Raw genomic sequence first — 20889 nt, forward strand, 5'->3', positions numbered from 1 at the left:
GCGTGTCGTCAAGCTGGCGGTTGTAACTGGGTGACGCTAGGGCGATCTACACCGGGATTCGACCACCCAAACGCAACGAGGTACTCATGGCAGCCGACTGGACCGCGATCGAGGGGCTTCCCAGCCCCCGGCTTGAAACCCTGTTCGCGGAGGATGCCGAGCGGCTGGCGCGCTTCAGCGTCGACGTCGCCGGGCTGCACTTCGATTTCTCCAAGACACACCTGACCGAACAGGCGGTTGCCGCGTTCGAGGCACTCGCCAAGGCACAGGATCTCAGCGGCAAGCGCGAGGCGCTGTTCGCGGGCGAGATCGTCAACACCACCGAGGGCCGTGCCGCGACGCATGTCGCCGAGCGTGGTGAAGGCGCGGAAGACGATGTCGCCGCAGCCCGTGTGCTCCACGCCCGGATGCGCGCACTGATCGATGCGATCGAGGGCGGCGCGCTCGGCGACATCCGCCATGTGCTCCACGTCGGCATCGGGGGCTCGGCGCTCGGGCCGAACCTGCTGGTCGATGCCCTGGGACGCGAATCGGGACGCTACGACGTGGCGATCGTCTCCAACGTCGATGGCTGCGCGCTTGAGGAAGCGTTCGCGAAGTTCGACCCGACCGCGACGCTGCTGGTCGTCGCGTCGAAGACCTTCACCACCAAGGAAACCATGCTCAACGCCGAGTCGGTGTTGCAGTGGATGGGCGAGGGCGGCGTCGACGACGTCTATGGCAAGGTCATCGCGCTGACCGCGGACCCCGACAAGGCGGTCGAATGGGGCGTCGACGAAACCCGCGTGCTGCCGTTCGCGGAGAGCGTCGGCGGGCGCTATTCCCTGTGGTCGTCGATCGGCTTCCCCGCCGCGCTCGCGCTCGGCTGGGACTGTTTTGCCGAGATGCTCGACGGTGCCGGCGAGATGGACCGGCATTTCCGCCAGACCTCGCTCGCGCACAATGCGCCGGTGCTCGCGGCGTTCGCCGACCTTTATTACACCCACAACCGCCACGCCGAGACGCGCGCGACCTTCGCCTATGACGAGCGGTTGCGGCTGCTTCCGTCCTATCTCCAGCAGCTCGAGATGGAATCGAACGGCAAGGGCGTGACCGTTGATGGCGAGAAGCTCAACGGCCCGTCCGCGCCGATCACCTGGGGCGGGGTCGGCACCGATGCGCAACATGCAGTGTTCCAGCTGCTCCACCAGGGCACGCATCTGGTCCCGGTCGAGTTCGTCGCGGTGATCGAGCCGGGCGACACGCTCGCCGAGGATCACCATCGCCAGCTGCTGCTCAATGCGTTCGCGCAAGGCGCCGCGCTGATGAAGGGCCGCCCGAACGACGATGCCGCGCGCAGCTATTCGGGCGACCGTCCGTCGTCGACGATCCTGCTCGACGATCTCGACGCGCGCACGCTCGGTGCACTGATCGCCTTCTACGAACAGCGCGTGTTCGTGAATGCGACGCTGATCGGGATCAACCCGTTCGACCAGTTCGGCGTCGAGCTCGGCAAGGAAATGGCCAAGGCGGCGGATGCGGGCGGGCAGGAATTCGACGTGTCGACCACCGACCTGATCAAACGCGCGTTCGGATGATCGTGCTCGCGGCGATGATGGCTTCGATGACGGTGGCGGACATGCGCCACCAACGACGGGTGCTGATCGTCGCCGCGCCCGGTGCGGCGGATGCGCGCAGGGTCGCGCAGCAGGCCGCGCTCGCGGGGATGTCCAGGGAACTCGACGCCCGCGACGTCACGGTCGTCGAGCTTGCCGGGGATACGGTCAAAGGCGCGGCGGACTCCGCCACGTCGCTGCGCGCGCGGTGGCGGTTGCCCCGGGCCGCGTTCGGCGTGGTGCTGGTCGGCAAGGACGGCCACGCCGCGCTGCGCCGTTCGGAGCCGATCGACGCCGCGACGCTGGTCGCGACGATCGACGCGATGCCGATGCGGCGCGCGGGGCAACGCTAGCGATACGCGATACTGCCCAATCCGCTGGAAACGAACGGTGGGGGCGGTGACTGACAGAGATTTACAGGCCGCGTGTTTGGCGGCCCCGGAAGGACAAGACATGGCTGAGTATGACTACGACCTTTTCGTCATCGGTGCAGGCTCCGGCGGCACCCGCGCGTCGCGTGTCGCGGCAGCGCATGGCGCGAAGGTTGCGGTGGCCGAGGAATATCGCGTTGGAGGCACCTGCGTCATCCGTGGCTGCGTGCCCAAGAAGCTGCTCGTCTATGGCGCGCATTTCGCCGAGGATCTGAAGGACGCGCGCCGCTTCGGCTGGGACGTGCCCGAGAACCTGGGGTTCGACTGGGTCCGGCTGCGGGACAATGTGCTGGAGGAAGTCGACCGGATCAATTCGGCCTATACCGACACGCTGACCAACAACGGCGTCGAGATCATCCTCGACCGCGCGACCGTCACCGGCCCGCATTCGGTCAAGCTCGGCGACGGGCGCGAGGTCACCGCGGGCAAGATCCTGATCGCGGTCGGCGCGACACCGATCGTGCCGGAGTGCCCCGGGCACGAGCTCGGCATCACCTCGAACGAGGCGTTCCATCTCGACGCGGTGCCCAAGCGCATCCTGATCGCGGGCGCAGGCTATATCGCCAACGAATTCGCCGGCATCTTCAACGAATTCGGCGCGAAGGTCACGCTCATCAACCGCACCGACGTGATCCTGCGCGGCTATGATGAATCGATCCGCGATCGCCTGCTCCAGATCTCAATGATGAAGGGGCTCGATTTCCGCTTCAACGCCGAGTTCCGCGGGATCGAGAAGCAGCCGGACGGGTGCCTGCGCGTGTCGATGAGCGGGCACGAGCCGATCGACGTGGATTGCGTGATGTTCGCGACCGGCCGTTCGCCCAACACCGAAGGGCTCGGGCTGGACAGCGCCGGCGTCGAACTGGACGACAAGGGCGCCATCGTCGTCGACGAAGACAACAAGTCCACCTGCGACAGCATCTATGCGGTCGGCGACGTCACCAACCGCGTCCAGCTCACCCCCGTCGCGATCCGGGAAGGGCAGGCATTCGCCGACACGATGTACGGCAACAAGCCGCACCGGGTGGATTACGAGAACATCCCCTCGGCGGTGTTCAGCCATCCCCCGATGGCGGGCGTCGGGCTGACCGAGGCGCAGGCGAAGAACAAGTTCGGTTCGGTCAAGGTCTATATGTCCGACTTCCGCCCGATGAAGAACGTGCTCGCGGGCCGTAACGAGCGCGCGCTGTACAAGATGGTGTGCAATGCCGAGACCGGCCAGGTGCTCGGGCTTCACATGATCGGGCCGGATTCACCCGAGATCCTGCAGGCGGCGGCGGTCGCGGTGAAGGCCGGGCTGACCAAGGACGCGTTCGACCAGACGGTCGCGTTGCACCCGTCGATGGCAGAGGAACTGGTGCTGCTGCGGTAGCAACGGCGGCCGATCTCGGGGCATGGCGACGCTGGTCGCCGTGCCGTCGGCCACCTAGTCGCTTGAGTGGCTGGACGCTAAGCGCTAACGAGCCCGGGCATAGCCGAGCTGTCGAGAATAGTCGCACGGTCCATTTCCGGTCAATTACGGTTAGAGGTTTCATGTCAGCCAGCGACTTGCCTTCGGCAAAAGGTCCTTTAGCTACTCTTTATTGTCTCGGGACGTTGGTTGCGGCGTTGGCGGTATCCGGCTGTGCCTCGCTGCCGACCAGTGGACCAACCGCGCATGAAGTCCTGCGCGGCACGCAGGCCAATCGCAACGCGATCGGCATGCGGATCGTCGACATCGATTCAACGATCGCCGCAAAGGCGGTGCAGTCGAGCGATATGACGACGGCCCGGCTCGCGACGCTGGCACCCTTGAGCCCGAACCAGTCCACCGGGATCGTAGGCGTCGGGGATCAGCTGGACATCGCGGTGTTCGAAATCGGAATTACGCTGTTCGGGGGCGCGCGCCCTGTCGGCAGCGATTTCGACCCCTCGTCGCAGGTTCAGCGTTTTCCGACGGTGACGGTGGACGAGGCGGGCAAGATCCGCCTCCCTTATGCCGGGACGATCGGCGTAGCGGGGCATACGCCCAGTGAAATCGCGGTTGCGATCGAGCGGGCCTATAAGGCGAAATCACAGAATCCACAGGTTCTGGTCACGATCCACGGTAATGTCAGCGAGACGGTGTTCGTGTCCGGCGACGTGCGGCGATCGGGCCGGATCGAGGTCACCGGGCAACGCGAACGGCTGCTCGATATCATCGCCAATGCCGGCGGGACCGTTGCGCAGACGCAGGATATGGTGGTGCGCGTGACGCGCGGCAGCGAACAGGTGGAGGAGCGGCTCGACCGGGTCCGCGTGGGGGCGCCCGACGATCTCGTCCTGACCCCCGGGGATCGCGTGGAGCTCATTCGCCGGCCGCAGACGTTCATCGTGCTGGGTGCCACGAGCCGCGTCGCGCAGATCCCGTTCGATCAAAGCGACCTGACGCTCGCCGAAGCGGTTGCGCGCGCGGGCGGGCCGAATGACGCTACCGCGAATCCGCGTGCGGTTTTCCTGTTCCGGTACGAAGCGGCGCCGACGGCCGGCCAACCCGAGCAACCCGTGATCTATCGCCTCGATATGATCAATCCGGCGAGCTATTTCATCGCCCAGCGTTTCCCGATGCATGACAAGGACGTCCTGTACGTCAGCACGGCGGCGGTTAACCGGACGGCGAAGTTCGTCGCGATCATCAACCAGTTGTTCTCGCCGTTCGTCGCCGCCCGCACGATCAGCGGGAACTGACGCGACGCTCCGGCGGCATCGGCGCAGCCGCGGGTCAGCCCGCGCTGCGCCAGTGCCACTGTGGTGCGCGGACATAGTCCAGCCCGATCGTGTCCCCGGGCTGCAGGATGACGCCCGTGCCTGGGGACAACGCGGCAGGCTCCGCTGAACCCATCCGGATCCCATTGATCAGAACGGAGCGGACCAGCCCGCCCCACAGCAGCACCTGCACCGGCTGCCCCGAGCGATTGCGCACTATCGCCCCGGAAGGGGGCAGTGCTGGCGTCGCGATGCCGTGCCGATCGTGGATGCGAATGCCTTCGCATGCGTCCGGATCGACGATCGCGGCGGTCGGCATGGCAAAGTTGTTGGCGGTAAATTCAATCCACTGCGCGCGGTTGCAACCGATGCTCCGGATCGCCGCGGTCCGGATTTCGGAAAACTGGCAGCCGATCACCGCATGGGCACCGGACGTCGGCACGTCATTGCCAAAAGCAACGTCGGTGTTCTCGAACGTGAACCCCTGAACGGTAATCCCGAAATTGACGCCGTCGCGGATCGCGAAGCCCGTCGCCGCATTCGACGCGGCCCCGCCGGCAAACGTCATGCACTCGACCTGCCGGCACTCGATCGCAGTCCCGTGATTGTGTCCTCGCCCGTCGGCATAGGCATTGGCCTTCAGCCCGATCGCCACGCTGCCCGGTGCCAGATAGTTGAGCCGCAGGGCCGTGACCGCGCCCTGGTTGAAGCTATTGTCGACGGCGACGTCGCGGATTCGCAGCATGTTGACCGGATCCGCAAAATCATTACGCCCGATCGAGACCAGCGGGCCGGCAAGCGCGCCGACGAAGCCAAGCCCCTCCAGGACGGGATCGAACCAGTCGGTGGCCGCGACGAAGCGCAATCCGCCCGATCGGCCCTCGATCTGCAGGATCGACTGGCCAGGCCCCGCCAGCCCGACGAATGCGACGGCATGCGGCGCGCCGCGCACTGGTCGGGTCAGGTCTAGGATGATCGGTCGGCCATCGTCCGACAGCGGGAACACGCCGGCAGGTACCAGCACGGGGGATCCATCGTCCCGGCAGGCGGCCACGCACGCGCGCAACGCGCGCAGGTTGACCGGGCCGGAGGCATCCGGCCGGGCGCCGAAGGCTTCGATCGAGCGGCCCGAACGAATGATCGCTGCGCTGCCGTCCGGTACCGTCGCGGACGCCCGCGCCGGCGCCGTGGCCAGCGTGGCGGACAGGATGGGCCCAGCACCCGCCGCCGCAAGCAGGGATCGCCGGTTCCACATCGCGCGCTACGCCGCCCTGTTCACGTCAGCGAACGATACCGCACGATCGCAGCCTCGACATCCTCGAACATCTCGATTCGCCCGCCATGCAGCACCGCGCCCATGTCGGTGAACTGGCGGATCGTGTCGACGTTGTGCGACACCAGGATGATGTCGGCGTAAGCGGTCCGTTCGGCGAATGCGGCGAGCGCCTTTTCCCGGAAATTTCCATCGCCGACCTCGGTGATTTCGTCGATCAGGTAGATATCGAAATCGATGCCTAGGCAGGCACCGAAGGCGATCTTGGCCAACATGCCCGAGGAATAGGTCTTGGTCTGGTTGTCGAACTGCCGGCCCAGTTCGGAAAAGTCCTGGACCGCATCGGCCAGGAACCGGCGGTCGACGCCGTAGATGTCCGCAAGGAACGCGACATTGTCGCGCCCCGACAGGTCGGGATGGAAGATCGTGGCCAGGCCGAGCGGAAAGGATACCTGCCGATCGCGCCGCACTTCGCCGCTGTCGGGCATTTCCGTTCCCGAGATCAGCCGGATCAGGGTCGACTTGCCAGCCCCGTTCAGGCCCAGCACGCCGACGTTGCGTCCGGTCGGGAAGACGACGTTCGCCTTGTCGAGCACGACGTTGCGGCCCCCGCCGCGCGGATGGTAGATCTTGGTGACGCGGTCGAGTTCGATCATTCGACGTCCAGCATGCGCCGACGCATCACCCGTTCCAGGATCAGCGCGAGCGTGACGGCGCCGATCGCAAAGCCGGCCAGATAGCCGACGCTGAGCCATTCAGGCGCGGGTTCATGGAAATAGTGGAAGCGCACGAGTTCGATCCCCTGCAGGACCGGGTTCCACACCAGAATGTCGCGGATCCAGATCGGCATCATGCGCGGGACGTAAAAGGTGCCGGACGAGAAGTAGATGATCGATGCCAGCGCCCCCCAGATCCGTTCCCACCCTGGAAAGACCGAGACGATCGCGGCGCTGATCATGCCGACCCCCAGCGCTGCGACCCACAGCAACAGCAGCGCGCCCACGACCGCGAGCGGCTCGAGCGGCATCGCGTCCATGCCGACGATGAGGAAAGCGCTCAGGAAGATCGTCGCGACGATCAGTTCGGTCAACGCCTCGAGGATCGCGCGTGCGGCGAAGATGTCGAGAATGCGGACTCGGGGGATCTGCAGCAGTGGCCGGTTTTCCGGGACCGAGCCGATCAGATGACCCGCGGTGTGCGTGAAGATGTGATACGGAATGATGCCGGTGAAATAGAACACCGCGAAGCTCTGCCCCATCGGAGGCAGGCCGCCATGGTTGAGCATGCCGATCAGGAAGATCATGATGCCGATATGCGCCAGTGGTTCGAACAGCACCCAGAGGTAGCCGGCGCGCGACCGTCCGAAACGCGTCTTCAGTTCGCGGCGGAAAAGCGCCGAGCAGCTTCGCAGGAAACTCGCCGGACGGATGCGACCCTGGGTCGGGGCGCGGGCCGGCCGGTCCGGCGCCGGTGCCCCGTTCGGCTTGCTGTTGATCAGCCGCGCGTAGAGATGCTTGCTGATCACCGTTTCGTAGACCGACAGGAAGTCGATATCGTCGGGCGCCATCTGGACGAGCCGGGCCCCGACCGTGATCGCGCGATCATAGCGACCGGCGGCGGTATAGGTCGCAAAGACGCCGCGCAGCCACGCTTCGTCATCGGGGGCGCCGTCGGGGTCGGAATCCGTCAACGTGTCGAGAAAGGCTGCCGCATCGCTGTGCCGGGCAAGCTGTCCGAGCACGGCGACGGCATGACGCAGATAGCCCCGCTCGGCTGGCGCAAGCGCGATCGCGCGTTCGATCGCCACGAACGACTCTTCGAAGCGTTTCCCTTGCGCCAGCGCAACGCTGCGCAGGAACCATAGTTCGGCATCGTCGTGGTCGGGGAGATCGGACAGCAGATCGAACGCGGCCGCATCCTGCCCATTGGCGAGGAACGCGTGCGCCATGCCGAAGCGGATCGCAGGGTCGTCCGGATGAAGGCGCAGGACGCGCCGCTGGACCTGACCGGCGAGGCGGGGGCGTTCGAGCTGCATCGTCGCGGCGAACACCGCGTGCAACAGCGGCCCGCTCACCGCGCCGTGGCGCAGCGCGGGCATCGCCGCGCCAACCGCCGCGCGTGCCTGGCCCAATTGCATCAGCGCCTGGACCAGCGCCGTCCTGTAGACGGCATTGTCCGGGGCGCCGCTTACCGCCGCCTGCAGGTGCACCTCGCCGAGCTCGGGTTCATACGCGGCGAGATACTCGAAGCCGAGGAACGCGTGCTGTTCCGCTTCCAGCGGCGCGATCGCGGACTGGCGGTGCAGGGTCGCAATCGCCGCCCGCTGGTCGCCAGCGGCTGCCTGCAGCAGCGCGAGTTGCGCCAGCAAGTCCTTCTGCTCGCCGATTTGCGCAAGCGCGGCCTCGAGGGTGGCGCGCGCCTGCTGGTGCTCGCCTGCCGCCATGTGACGCAGTGCCGCGGCCAGCGCCTCCTCGGCCGCGGCGCGGCGGGTGGCTTCGATCAGCTCCTGGCTCGGCATGTGCCGCGTTGCTCCCCGCCGGAGTGCTTCACAGGAAGTCCTCGAGCACCATCCGGCTGTCGGAAATCCGCTGCTGCCGGTCGACGTCGGCGCTCACCATGTCGGTGACGAGCTGCTCGAAGTTGCGCTCGTGCTTCCAGCCCAATTTGGTTTGCGCCTTGGTGGGGTCGCCCAGCAGCAGATCGACTTCGGCCGGCCGGAAATATTCCGGATCGACCATCACCAGCATCTCGCCCGTGGTGGCGCACAGCCCGACTTCGTCGACGCCTTCGCCCTCCCAACGGATCGTCCGGTCGATATGCCCGAACGCGACCTCGACGAATTCGCGCACGCTGTGCATCTCGCCCGTCGCGAGCACATAGTCGTCGGGTTCCTCCTGCTGCAGGATCAGGTGCATTCCCCGGACGTAATCGCGCGCGTCCCCCCAGTCGCGTCGCGCCTCCAGATTGCCGAGCCGCAGCGTTTGCTTGTGACCGGCTTTGATCTGCGCGACGGTCTTGCTGATCTTGCGCGTCACGAACAATTCGCCGCGCAACTGGCCTTCGTGGTTGAACAGAATGCCGTTGGACGCGTGCATGCCGTAAGCTTCGCGGTAGTTCACGGTGATCCAATACCCGTACAACTTGGCGACGCCATAGGGGCTGCGCGGGTGGAAGGGCGTGGTTTCGGTCTGCGGCGTTTCCTGCACCTTGCCGTACAGTTCGGACGTCGATGCCTGATAGAAGCGCGCATGATCGTTCAGTCCGGCGGTGCGGATCGCTTCCAGCAGGCGCAGGACGCCGATGCCGTCGGCATTGGCGGTATATTCCGGCGTTTCGAAACTGACCGCGACGTGGCTCTGCGCGGCGAGATTGTAGATTTCGGTCGGGCGAACCTGGGCGATGATCCTGACCATCGACGAAAAGTCCGTGATGTCGCCATAATGAAGCTTCAGCCGCCCGTTCGCCATGTCCCCGCCGAGGAGCTTGGACAGACGATGAACGTTCGGGGCGGAGGACCGCCGGATGATGCCATGGACGGCATATCCTTGGTCGATCAGCAGCCGCGCGAGATACGCGCCGTCCTGCCCCGTGACACCGGTGATGAGAGCAACCTTAGACATGCGGATTCTTCTCTGCAACGTGCTGGAAATGGTCGAGCTGTGCCTTGATGCTACCGGCGATGTTGTAGCGGGCATAGGCCTGGTCGCGGGCCTCGCGCATCGTCGAGCGTTCGGGCTGCGCCGCTGCGTGCTGGACCTTCTGCGCGAGTTCGACATAGTTGCCGATGTCGAAGCCCAGGAACGTATCGCCGAAATAGCGGCGTGTTTCGGCAAACGAATGGTTGTTGGCGCATACCAGCTTGGCACCGGCTTCCATGCCCAGCACGATGACGCCGGACATGCTCTGTCCGACCTCGATATACGGCAGGACGACGGCGTCCGACAGGCGCAACGCCTCGATGAATTCGGCATCGGGCAGGTTGCCGACGAAGCGGACCCTCGCCGAAAGGCGTGGGGGCGGCGAAACGGTGGCGGGCAGGGGCATCACGCGGCCGGCCTCGTCCAGGGATTCGATCGGTTTGCCGACCGCCCTGACCCGGCTGTCGCCGCGCTCGCGCGCGTCCACGGCCGAGACGACCTCGTCGACCAGCTTGATGAGCTTGTCGATGAACGGATGCACGGCCGAATGGGCCTGGATCGACTGCGGATGGTGACTGCCGAAGAATACCAGCTTATATTCCGGCGGCAATTCGAGCAGCGCCTGCACGGCCGTCTCGATCCCCTTATATTCGGAGATGTAGCCGAACAGGCCGACGATCTTGTCGTCCGGACCGAAGCCGTTCCGTTCATGAAAGCTCGCCATGTCCGATTGCGCCCAGGCGGCGTCACGCTCCTCGGGGGTCAGGAAGGCGAGCGGATAGTCGAAGCAATGGGGCATCTGATAGATGTCGGTGATGATCCGACGCTCACGCTTGGTATGGACCTTGATCCACGCGTTCTTGTGCTTCGCTTCCCGGCCGACCTGTTCAATGATCCCGCGATAGAGATCCACGTACCGCTTGGAGCCGGCCCGGCGCTTCCACGGCTTGAACGAACGCGCCCGAATGGCGAGCCACGCGGCATGCCACCGCGACGTCGAATCCACATCGACGCGATGCATCGTCAGGATCAGGTTTGGTGCCGCTTCGATCAGCCAGCCGATCCGGCGGCGGACGTCCGCGACGGTCCGGCCGAACAGCCCGGCTTCGAACTGGATGTTGACGTAATCATAGGTTCGCAGCGTCGCGGCCATCGCCCGGATATGGGCGTCACCGGCGCGCGTGAAAGCGCTGCCCTTGCGTTGAAGAAGGAAGAGATCGAGCGGCAAAACGTCAACCTCGACGAACTCGCTAAAGCCCGTTTTCAGAACGTGGGTATAGGACGCGTTGCCGCAATTTTCGTTATAAGTACTGACAATGGCTAAGCGTGCCATGTGTAAAGTCTCCGATTTCTATTGTCGGCGATGCATGTCTGCCGGTCGGCGTCAGTAGCTTGCGCCGGACGCCGCAGTGGGACCTCTTCAGACACGCAATTCATCGAAGTTTGATCTTACCCAGTCAATCGTCGCCGCCAGGCCGCTCTCGATCGAATGGGCCGCCTGGAAGTCGATACCCTTTATCCGGCCGACGTCATAGGACCGTCGTAATTGACCGAGCGGCTTGTCCGGATTCCAGCGATACGCGACGTCGGGATAGAAAGCCGCAATCGCCGTCACGAGTTCGCTGATGGTGCACGGCGTTCCGGACGCGAGGTTGTAGCTGCCGTCACCCTGCTCCATCATCAGCGCAAGCCCGGCAGCCGCGTCTTCGGCATATAGGAAGTCGCGCTGGGGCGATCCGTCGCCCCAGATCTCGACGACGCCGCCGTCGCGACGGGCGCATTCGAACTTCATCAGCAGCGACGGGATGACATGCCCGTACTCGACGTTGAAGCGGTCATGCGGGCCGTAGAGATTGGTCGAGATCGCATAAGCGAAGCGTGTTCCGAACTGTCGCCGATAGCTTTCGAGCTGGACGAGCAGGCCGCGCTTGGCGAAGGCATAGGCATATTCCGAGGCATGCGGCTCGCCGGTGAGCGCGTCGCTTTCGCGCATCGGCTGCTGCAAGCCATCGGCGTAGATGGCGGCGGTCCCCATTGCGACGATCTTCTCGACGCCGATCTGGCGCGACGCCTCGACCACGTGGAGATTGAGCAACGTGTTGCGCCGGAAGGCATCGCCGGGGAACGCCGTGTTGCCGCCGATGCCGAACACGGCGCCCGCCAGATGATAGACGAAGCGGGGCCGCTCGCGCTCGAACACCGCGCGGCAGACGTGCCAGTCCTCAAGGTCGCCGTCGGCCCGCCCGCGCAGGATGCGCACATCCGCGCCCCGGGCGACCAGCAGCGCCTCCAGCGCGGCGCCGGCCACGCCACTACCCCCCGTTACCAGGATGTCGGCCACTTAAACCCTCTCTCGGTAGGATTTCAGAACGAGGGTCGCGATGATCCATGCGCACATCGCGAAGGCCAGGAACGTGGCGAGCGCGATCGCGATGCGCGGCGAGTCCGGTTCCTGGGGCAGCGTGGGACCGAAAATGGTGTCCAGGTACAATTGCTGTTGTGCCGCCAGGGCTTCCTGCTTTTCCAGTGATGCCATCGCCAACTCGTAGCGTTTCTGGGCGAAGTCCTGCTCGACCTGCACCTGCTGGAACGCGTTGAGCGCGCCCGAGAGGTTGCCGCCGCTGCCTTGGTCGCCCGTCGAGTGCGCCTGCAACGCGGCGAGCGCGGCGCGCAGCGATGCGATCCGTTTCCGGAATGTCGGCAGAGCGGGCGAGCCGGGCGAGTAGCTTTCGCGCAGCGCCAGTTCGGTCTGCGCCTTGACGATCTCCCCCTGCAGCGTCGTCTGCTGTTCCATGTTCGACCGTGCGGCGAGCTGTGGATCGAGCATGCCGCGCTGGTTACGCAGGCTCTGGAACTGGGCATTGATCCGCCGCAGCGCGATACCGGCCTCGGACGCGGACTTGCGCGAATAAGCCACCAGATCGCGGCGCGACCGCGCCGTCATCGTGTTGATCAACTGTTCCGATGCCGCGAGCACCGCCTGCGACAGCCGCAGCGTGGTGGCTGGATCATAGGCGCGGACCCTTACCACCACCGTATTGGTGGTGTTCTCGTAATAGGCGTCGATCCGGTTCTGCCAATAGCGGGCCAACGCCTCTGGCGACGCATTGGACGACAGGCGCGAGGTCGGGTCGATATTGGGCGCGGAATACAGCTGGCGCAGGTTCAGCCGGCGGTCGAGATCCTTCACGCCCGATCCACTCTCCAGATACTGGATGATGGCGTAGCTGTCGGCTGCGTTGACCGAGGGCAGGCCGATTCCGGTAATCTGCGGGAAGGCGGAGTTGCCGCCTTCCTGCGCGTTCCGCACGATCACGCGGAACTCACAGAGATAAGACGGCGTCTGCACCAACAGCATGTAGGCAGTAAACAGCAGGGTCGGGATCAGGACGATCGCCAACCACAGTCTGAACGGCGTAGTATGGCGTGACAAGTTTCTGACATGGTACGACGGCCGCGTCGGACGAGATAGATCCCGCACCGTATCGAAATGACCCTCGTGCGTATGATCCGGCGAGGGATCCTTCAATGTTCAATCCCTTTGGTCACCAAGGTTGCGGCGGAGCCTATGCGTCAGAACCGCGGGGCTTGCAACGGATAGCTATGTGCGGTTTCGGCGGGGATCGTGCGGCTATTGGCGGTCGCGGGGGAAGCTGGCATCGCCTGGCACACTCGACGTCTGCGAGCGGACCGGCCGGCTTCCCGAACGGGGTCGGAGAAGGGCAGACCCCGCTGTACGGGAGCGGCGACCATTGGGTTTCATGCTGTGTCGTATCTGTGTCGGCATGTTGATCGTCCACGATCTCTATGCGCGTTCGTTGCGGATTTCCTTTCGGTATTGTCGTCGCCGCAACATCCTAGTGCAATCGCCCAACGGATGCGTTAGCACGCCCCAAACCGACGGGGGATCAACGAATGGTAGCGCACGGAGCGGCTATTCTAGAGTCTTTAGCGCAGCTCGTTAACATGCAAGGTTATGGCCTGGAGGTCTCTCCCTACTTCCAGCCTGTTCTTGGCAAGGACGCGTACAATGTTCGATATACTGACTGTATCGACAATGAAACGATCGTTCAGAAGGCGTCGCAAAATCCCTTATTGGACGGGGCGGTGGTGCCCAAGATCGACTTCGTATGGCAGCCGGGCAAGACCCTGAAGCAGTGCATGAACGATAATGAAAGCTTCGACTTCGTTATCGCGTCGCATGTCATGGAACATGTTCCCAATACATTGGGGTGGCTGAATGAGATCCTTGAGGCGCTGAAGGTCGGCGGAAGAGTCGCGCTGTTCCTGCCGAACAGGAAGTTCGACAACGACTTCCACCGGAAGGATACCGATTTCGCGCAACTGTTGCAGTGGTGGATCGAGCAGCCGATCGTGCCAACGGTCGGTCAGGTTCTCGACTTTATGTCAAACTCGCTGTCCATAACGGCTGAAGACATTGTCGACTGGACTAAGCCCGAAGATGTGGCTCGGCTGAAGCCGCATTATTCGAGGAGCGATATCATCAGTACGGGGGTCGCCTTGTACAATGACAGCCCCTACATCGATGCACACTGCACGGTATGGACGCCCGAATCCTTCCGGTCCGTGTTCCGCGAAGTCGAAAGCGCGGGGTTGATCGGCGCGAAGGTCATCGACGTGGTCGACGACACTGTCGAGTTTCTCGTGGTCCTGGAAAAGACCGGGGATCCCGCGCTGACCCCACCCGCCAAGAAGAGCAGTGGCGTCGGGCATTCGACCGGCTCGGTCAATCTCGAGGGGATCGAGCATCGGCTCGGCGTCATGCATCACGACCTGAGTTTCCTGATCGATCGCGTGCACGAGGCGGCAGGGTCGACCTACCGGCAGGAGGGCCTGATGCAGGCCGCCGCGCAAGCCCAGGAGCAACACCGCCGAAGAGGCTGGTTTGCGCGGTTGTTCCAGTAAGAGCGGGGGTGCTTGGGGTCAAACGGCGTCCATGCTGCGGCGGGGCGTGCGTTTGACCCGCTCGTCCTGTCCGGCGGGCACGGGGCTGGAATCACACCACCCGGTTCGCCACCAGATCGTCCACCACCGCAGGATCCGCCAGCGTGCTCGTGTCGCCGAGGCTCGACACGTCCCCCTCGGCGATCTTGCGGAGGATGCGGCGCATGATCTTGCCGCTGCGCGTCTTGGGCAGGCCCGGCGCGAACTGCAGCTTGTCGGGCGTCGCGATCGGCCCGATCTCCTTGCGGACCCAGCCGATCAGTTCGCGGTGGAGGTCGCCCGACGGATCGATGTCCGAGTTGAGCGTGACATAGGCGTAGATGCCCTGGCCCTTGATGTCATGCGGCATGCCGACGACCGCCGCCTCCGCCACGTGCGGGTGAAGCACCAGCGCGGACTCGACCTCGGCGGTCCCCATGCGGTGGCCGCTGACGTTGATGACGTCGTCGACCCGGCCGGTGATCCACCAATAGCCATCGCCGTCGCGCCGCGCGCCGTCGCCGGTGAAATATTTGCCCGGATAGGTCGAGAAATAGGCCTGGAAGAACCGGTCCGCATCCCCCCACAGCCCGCGCATCTGGCCGGGCCAGCTGCGCGCGATGACGAGGTTGCCTTCGGTCGCGCCGGCCAGCACCTTGCCTTCGGGGTCGACCAGCTGGGGTTCGATCCCGGGCAGGGGCGTGGTCGCCGAGCCTGGCTTCAGGTCGGTCGCTCCGGGCAGCGGCGCGATCATCGCGCCGCCGGTCTCGGTCTGCCACCAGGTGTCGATGATCGGGCAGCGCCCCTCGCCGACGATGTGGTGCAGCCAGCGCCACGCTTCGGGGTTGATCGGCTCGCCGACGGTGCCGAACAGCTTGAGCGATGAGCGGTCGGTCGCGGTGACGAAGCCGTCGCCATCCTTCATCAGCGCGCGCAGCGCGGTCGGCGCGAGGTACAGCGTGTTGACCTTGTGGCGGTCGACCACCTGCCAGATCCGGCTCGCGTCGGGCCAGTTGGGCAGGCCCTCGTACATGAGCGTCGTCGCGCCGTTGGCGAGCGGGCCGTAGAGGATGTAGGTGTGGCCGGTCACCCAGCCGATATCGGCGGCGCACCACCAGACGTCGCCGGGACGGTAATCGAACGCAAGCGCGTGCGTCAGGCTCGCCCACACCAGGTAACCGCCGGTGGTATGGAGCACGCCCTTGGGCTTGCCGGTGCTGCCCGAAGTGTAGAGCAGGAACAGCGGGTCTTCCGCGCCCATCGGTTCGGGATCGCAGGTCGCGGGAACGTCCGCGGCGGCCTCGTGATACCAGACGTCGCGCCCGTCCTGCCATGCAACCGCGCCGCCGGTCGCGCGGACGACGAGGACTGTGGCGAGTCCCGGCGCCTGCGCCGCGGCGGCATCGACATTGGCTTTCAGCGGGATCGTCTTGCCGCCGCGCCGCCCTTCGTCGGCCGTGACGACGATCGTCGAGCCGCAATCGGCGATCCGCCCCGCGAGCGCCTCGGGCGAGAAGCCGCCGAACACGACGGAATGGACCGCGCCGATCCGCGCGCACGCCAGCACCGCGAACGCCGCTTCCGGGATCATCGGCATGTAGATCGTGACGCGGTCGCCCTTGGCGACGCCTTGCGCCTTCAGCACGTTGGCGAAGCGGCAGACTTCGGCATGAAGCTGACCGAAGGTGAAGTGTCGGGCGTCCTCGTTCGGCAGGTCGGGTTCCCAGATCAGCGCGACGTCGTTCGCGCGCTTCGCGAGATGGCGGTCGAGGCAATTCGCCGCGACGTTGAGCGTGCCGTCGGCGAACCAGTTGATGTGAAAATCCTGTTCATCGAACGACCAGTCGCCCGCCATGGCGGGGCGCTTGATCCAGTCCAGCCGGTTCGCCTGTTCCAGCCAGAAACGGTCGGGGTCGGCGAGGCTGCTGCCATAAAGCGCGGCATAGCCGGCGGCATCCACGCGCGCGTGCGCGGCCCATGCGGCGGGGACGGGATAGAGGTCTGGATCGGACATGCACGCTCTCCTGCGGGGCGCTATCTGCCGGGGGAGGCGGGGGCTTGGCAAGGCGGGCTGTTGCGTTCCTGCCTGAAAACGCGAAAAGAACCCGCAAACGCGTGTTCAAGCCGATCCTTAGGAGTTGCCATGTCCTCGACCCTCGCCGAACTGGAACGCAAGCGCGCCGCGGCGCGGCTGGGCGGAGGCGAAAAACGCATCGCCGCGCAGCACGCCAAGGGCAAGCTGACCGCGCGCGAACGGCTCGAGGTGTTGCTCGACGAAGGCTCGTTCGAGGAGCTCGACATGTACGTCGAGCATAATTGCGTCGATTTCGGGATGCAGGACCAGATCGTCCCGGGCGACGGTGTCGTCACCGGCTCTGGGACCATCAATGGTCGGCTGGTGTTCGTCTTCTCGCAGGATTTCACCGTGTTCGGCGGGTCGCTGTCCGAGCGCCATGCGCAGAAGATCTGCAAGATCATGGACATGGCGCTGAAGGTCGGCGCGCCGGTGATCGGCCTCAACGACAGCGGCGGCGCACGCATCCAGGAGGGCGTCGCCTCGCTCGGCGGCTATGCCGAAGTGTTCCAGCGCAACGTGCTCGCCAGCGGCGTGGTGCCGCAGATCTCGCTGATCATGGGGCCGTGCGCGGGCGGCGCGGTCTATTCGCCCGCGATGACCGACTTCATCTTCATGGTGAAGGACTCGTCGTACATGTTCGTGACCGGCCCCGATGTCGTGAAGACCGTCACCAACGAGATCGTCACGCAGGAGGACCTCGGCGGCGCGGTCACGCACACGACCAAGTCCGGGGTGGCCGACGTCGCGTTCGAGAACGACATCGAGGCGTTGCTCGCCGCGCGTGACTTCATCGATTTCCTCCCCGCCTCGAACCGCGAGGGATCGCCCGAGCGGCCGTCGTCCGACCCGTGGGACCGGCTTGAGGAGTCGCTCGACACGCTGGTGCCCGCGTCGGCCAACCAGCCCTATGACATGCACGAGCTGATCCGGAAGACCGTCGACGAAGGCGATTTCTTCGAGGTCCAGCCGACTCACGCCGCCAACATCATCACCGGCTTCGGGCGGATCGAGGGGCGCACAGTCGGGTTCGTCGCGAACCAGCCGATGGTGCTCGCCGGGTGCCTCGACATCAATTCGTCGAAGAAGGCGGCGCGCTTCGTGCGCTTCTGCGATGCGTTCGAGATCCCGATCGTCACCTTCGTCGACGTGCCGGGGTTCCTGCCGGGGACCGCGCAGGAACTGAACGGGATCATCAAGCACGGCGCGAAGCTGCTGTTCGCCTACGCCGAGGCGACCGTGCCCAAGATCACCGTCATCACGCGCAAGGCGTATGGCGGCGCCTATGACGTGATGGCGTCCAAGCATCTGCGCGGCGACCTCAACTATGCGTGGCCGACCGCCGAGATCGCGGTGATGGGCGCGAAGGGCGCGGTCGAGATCATCTTCCGCGGACGCACGCCCGAGGAAATCGCCGAGCAGACCGCACAATATGAGGCACGCTTCGCCAACCCGTTCGTGGCGGCAAGCAAGGGCTTCATTGACGAAGTGATCCAGCCGCACTCGACCCGCCGCCGGATCGCGCTGGGCCTGCGCAAGCTGCGCGGCAAGCAGCTCGAAAATCCGTGGAAGAAGCACGACAACATTCCGTTGTAAGCCCCACCCCACCTCGTCTTGCAACCGCCCGGGCGCTCCTTATAATGACCTTATAAGGAGTCGCCCCATGCAGACCGCGCGCGTGACGTTCTTGACGACACCAGATGACAAGGCAGCACTCGATGCGTTTGCCGCCCGCACCGGCCATTCTGTCGGGCACGTGCTGCGCGAGGCATCGAGCCGATACATTGCCGAGGGTGCGGACCGCGAAGATGCCGACCTCGCGGCGCTGGTCAGCGAAGTCAATGTGGCGATGCCGCGGATGGCCGCCGCGATCGATCGCATGATCGAGACGCTCGACGCGACCCATGACGAGGTCGATCGGACCTTGCGCGCCGCTGGCATCCGCACGTGAGTTCGCTGGGGGACGCGCTGGAGGCGATCCGCAACGTCGTGCTGATGCAGGAACGTCTGGAAGTGATGGACCGAAAAGTCGATCGGCTCGCGTCAGACGTGAAGGGCCTGAGCGATTATGCCGCGATGATCGACAAGCGCGTCGTCCGGATCGAGACGATGATCGAGATGGGCGCGCGGAGCAGCGCGCAGCCACGGATCGAAGGCTGACGCTGATACCGTTGCGCCAACCGCTGTTTTGCCTTTCGGCGCGGGCGCAATCTGATAGCTAGGTTTCGGTGGCGCCGCCCTGCACGTGGCAGCCGACAATCCCACCACCCCGGTTGCGGCGATCCCCGTGGATCACGATTTCGCACCTGGGCACAGCGTCGTGCCGGAGTTGACCCGTGGCTACTGATACCCCCCTCGATCGTTTCAAGGCCGTGCTCGGCGGGACCGCGCGCGCGCTCGCGGACGAACCCGAGATCGAGCTCGCTTACACTGCCGACGCGCCGACGCAGTCGGGCAAGCACATCAAGGTGCCGATGCCCGCGCGGAGCCTGCCCCCTGAGCAGGTCGCCGAGGCGCGCGGGTTCGCCGACGGGTTCGCGCTCCGGCTGCGGCACCACAATGCCGCGATCCATTCCCGCCATGCCCCGGGCGATGCGGTCGCGCGCGCGGTGTTCGATTCGGTCGAGAATGCGCGGGTCGAGGCGCTCGGCAGCCGTGGCTATGCCGGGATCACCGCGAATCTCGGCCGGGCGCTCGAGACCCGCCTGCGCGCCGACCCGATCACGCGCGCGCGCAACCGCGACGAGGTGCCGTTGTCGACCGCGTTGTCGCTGCTCGTGCGCGAGCGGCTGACCGGTGCGCCCCCGCCCGCCGCGGCAGAGCCCGGGCTGGAACTGGTGCGCGACTGGATCGAGCAGAAGGCGGGCACGGACCTCGACGGGCTTGCGCTCGCGATCGACGACCAGCGCGCGTTCGCGGGGCTCGTGACTCGCGTGCTCGAAGACCTCGAGCTGGTCGAGGGAGACATGCTGCCCGATGAATCGGACGAGGGCGGCAACGAGGACGAAGGCACCGAGGAACAACAGCAGGAAGACGAGAGCGAGGACGGCGACGACCAGGGCGAGGAAGGCCAGGGCGAGATCGAGGCGCGCGGGTCCGAGCAGGATTCCGAGGCCGAGGACGGCGAAGGCCAGGAGCAGGGCGACGATACGTTCGACGACATGGACGGCGAGCCTGGCGACGATGGCGAGGAGGGGATGCTTCCGGTCCGCCCGAACCGCCCCGCGCAGGATTTCGCGCCGCAGTTCGAATATAAGGCGTGGACCACCGCCTATGACGAAGTGATCGCCGCGACCGACCTGTGCGACGCGGACGAACTCGTGCGGTTGCGGTCGTACCTCGACCAGCAGCTCGTCCATCTGCAGGGCGCGGTGACCAAGCTCGCCAACCGGCTCCAGCGCCGGCTGATGGCGCAGCAGAACCGCAGCTGGGATTTCGACCAGGAGGAGGGCATTCTCGATGCGGCGCGGCTCGCGCGGATCGTGGTCAACCCGACGCTGTCCTTGAGCTACAAGATCGAGCGCGAGACCGACTTCCGCGATACCGTCGTCACGCTGCTGATCGACAATAGCGGATCGATGCGCGGCCGTCCGATCTCTATCGCGGCGATCAGCGCGGACATCCTCGCGCGCACGCTCGAACGCTGCGGGGTCAAGACCGAGATCCTCGGCTTCACCACGCGCGCGTGGAAGGGTGGGCAATCGCGCGAGACGTGGCTGGCGGCGGGGCGTCCGCCGCAGCCGGGGCGGCTCAACGACGTGCGGCACATCGTCTACAAGAAGGCGGACGAGCCGTGGCGGCGCGCGCGCAACTCGCTCGGGCTGATGATGCGCGAGGGGCTGCTCAAGGAGAATATCGACGGCGAGGCACTGCTGTGGGCGCATTCGCGGCTGATCGCGCGGCCTGAGGAGCGCAAGATCCTAATGGTCATCTCGGACGGCGCGCCGGTCGATGATTCGACGCTGTCGGTCAATTCGGGGTCGTATCTCGAACGGCATCTGCGGCAGGTGATCGGCTGGATCGAGGCCAAGTCGCCGGTCGAGCTCGCCGCGATCGGGATCGGGCATGACGTGACGCGCTATTACGCGCGCGCAGTCACGATCATGGATGCCGAGCAGCTGGGGGGCACGCTGATCGAGCAGCTCGCGGCGTTGTTCGATACGCCCTGAGCGATGGCCGGTTCGGCACAGGGACGATCGCCGATGGGCGC

Annotated in this window: 17 protein-coding genes; 9 read left to right on the forward strand and 8 right to left on the reverse strand. The window is 65.4% G+C overall.

Translation table 11 applies throughout. The annotated features are described in order from the left end of the window. The first annotated feature begins 86 nt into the window (after positions 1–86). From pgi to L8G49_RS09185, 4 genes are all read left to right on the forward strand, one after another. Complete coding sequence (gene pgi / locus L8G49_RS09170; protein WP_242184589.1) at positions 87–1577, forward strand: glucose-6-phosphate isomerase; 1491 nt, start codon at positions 87–89, stop codon at positions 1575–1577. Further along, the gene (locus L8G49_RS09175) at positions 1574–1948 is read left to right on the forward strand and encodes a DUF4174 domain-containing protein (RefSeq protein WP_242184590.1); all 375 of its coding nucleotides are present in this window, start codon (positions 1574–1576) and stop codon (positions 1946–1948) included. Before pgi ends, L8G49_RS09175 begins: the two co-directional genes overlap by 4 nt. A 100-nt stretch (positions 1949–2048) precedes the next feature. Beyond that, positions 2049–3398, forward strand: coding sequence for a glutathione-disulfide reductase (gorA, locus tag L8G49_RS09180; protein WP_242139668.1), 1350 nt, complete (start codon positions 2049–2051; stop codon positions 3396–3398). A 236-nt stretch (positions 3399–3634) separates the two neighbouring features. After that, positions 3635–4732, forward strand: a complete 1098-nt coding sequence (locus L8G49_RS09185) for a polysaccharide biosynthesis/export family protein (protein WP_242184591.1) — start codon at positions 3635–3637, stop codon at positions 4730–4732. Positions 4733–4766: 34 nt separating this feature from the next. On the opposite strand, the gene L8G49_RS09190 is transcribed toward L8G49_RS09185, so the two are convergent. The 7 genes from L8G49_RS09190 to L8G49_RS09220 all read right to left on the reverse strand — a co-directional run bounded on the left by L8G49_RS09190 (position 4767) and on the right by L8G49_RS09220 (position 13190). After that, positions 4767–6005, reverse strand: coding sequence for a hypothetical protein (locus L8G49_RS09190; protein WP_242184592.1), 1239 nt, complete (start codon positions 6003–6005; stop codon positions 4767–4769). A 20-nt stretch (positions 6006–6025) separates the two neighbouring features. After that, positions 6026–6679, reverse strand: coding sequence for an ATP-binding cassette domain-containing protein (locus tag L8G49_RS09195; protein WP_242139665.1), 654 nt, complete (start codon positions 6677–6679; stop codon positions 6026–6028). Further along, a complete protein-coding gene (locus tag L8G49_RS09200; RefSeq protein ID WP_242184593.1) occupies positions 6676–8541 on the reverse strand; it encodes an ABC transporter permease in 1866 nt (621 codons plus the stop codon). The genes L8G49_RS09195 and L8G49_RS09200 overlap by 4 nt, the downstream gene beginning before the upstream one ends. Positions 8542–8569: 28 nt before the next feature. After that, positions 8570–9643, reverse strand: coding sequence for a GDP-mannose 4,6-dehydratase (gene gmd / locus L8G49_RS09205; protein WP_242184594.1), 1074 nt, complete (start codon positions 9641–9643; stop codon positions 8570–8572). Next, positions 9636–10994, reverse strand: a complete 1359-nt coding sequence (locus tag L8G49_RS09210) for a hypothetical protein (RefSeq protein WP_242184595.1) — start codon at positions 10992–10994, stop codon at positions 9636–9638. The genes gmd and L8G49_RS09210 overlap by 8 nt, the downstream gene beginning before the upstream one ends. A gap of 87 nt (positions 10995–11081) precedes the next feature. Then, positions 11082–12002, reverse strand: coding sequence for an NAD-dependent epimerase/dehydratase family protein (locus tag L8G49_RS09215; RefSeq protein WP_242184596.1), 921 nt, complete (start codon positions 12000–12002; stop codon positions 11082–11084). Next, entirely contained in the window at positions 12003–13190 is a 1188-nt protein-coding gene (locus L8G49_RS09220) for a hypothetical protein (RefSeq protein ID WP_242184597.1), read from the reverse strand. It lies immediately after the preceding gene. Positions 13191–13627: 437 nt separating this feature from the next. Here L8G49_RS09220 and L8G49_RS09225 point away from each other — a divergent pair, with 437 nt between their 5' ends. Beyond that, on the forward strand, positions 13628–14587 hold the full coding sequence (locus L8G49_RS09225; protein ID WP_242184598.1) for a methyltransferase domain-containing protein: 960 nt from the start codon (positions 13628–13630) through the stop codon (positions 14585–14587). 91 nt (positions 14588–14678) lie between these two features. Here the strand turns inward: L8G49_RS09225 and acs are convergent, their stop codons facing one another. Then, positions 14679–16619, reverse strand: coding sequence for an acetate--CoA ligase (gene acs, locus L8G49_RS09230; RefSeq protein WP_242184600.1), 1941 nt, complete (start codon positions 16617–16619; stop codon positions 14679–14681). 129 nt (positions 16620–16748) lie between these two features. Here acs and L8G49_RS09235 point away from each other — a divergent pair, with 129 nt between their 5' ends. The 4 genes from L8G49_RS09235 to cobT all read left to right on the forward strand — a co-directional run bounded on the left by L8G49_RS09235 (position 16749) and on the right by cobT (position 20848). Beyond that, complete coding sequence (locus L8G49_RS09235) at positions 16749–18275, forward strand: acyl-CoA carboxylase subunit beta (RefSeq protein ID WP_242184602.1); 1527 nt, start codon at positions 16749–16751, stop codon at positions 18273–18275. A 67-nt stretch (positions 18276–18342) separates the two neighbouring features. Further along, positions 18343–18630 (forward strand): hypothetical protein, encoded by a 288-nt coding sequence (locus tag L8G49_RS09240; RefSeq protein WP_242184610.1) that lies wholly within the window; start codon positions 18343–18345, stop codon positions 18628–18630. Continuing rightward, positions 18627–18839, forward strand: a complete 213-nt coding sequence (locus tag L8G49_RS09245; protein WP_242139656.1) for a hypothetical protein — start codon at positions 18627–18629, stop codon at positions 18837–18839. The genes L8G49_RS09240 and L8G49_RS09245 overlap by 4 nt, the downstream gene beginning before the upstream one ends. A gap of 176 nt (positions 18840–19015) precedes the next feature. Continuing rightward, positions 19016–20848, forward strand: a complete 1833-nt coding sequence (cobT, locus tag L8G49_RS09250; RefSeq protein WP_242184617.1) for a cobaltochelatase subunit CobT — start codon at positions 19016–19018, stop codon at positions 20846–20848. Positions 20849–20889: the final 41 nt, after the last annotated feature.

It is taken from the genome of Sphingomonas sp. CARO-RG-8B-R24-01 (genome assembly GCF_022662295.1).
Classification (GTDB): Bacteria; Pseudomonadota; Alphaproteobacteria; order Sphingomonadales; family Sphingomonadaceae; genus Sphingomonas.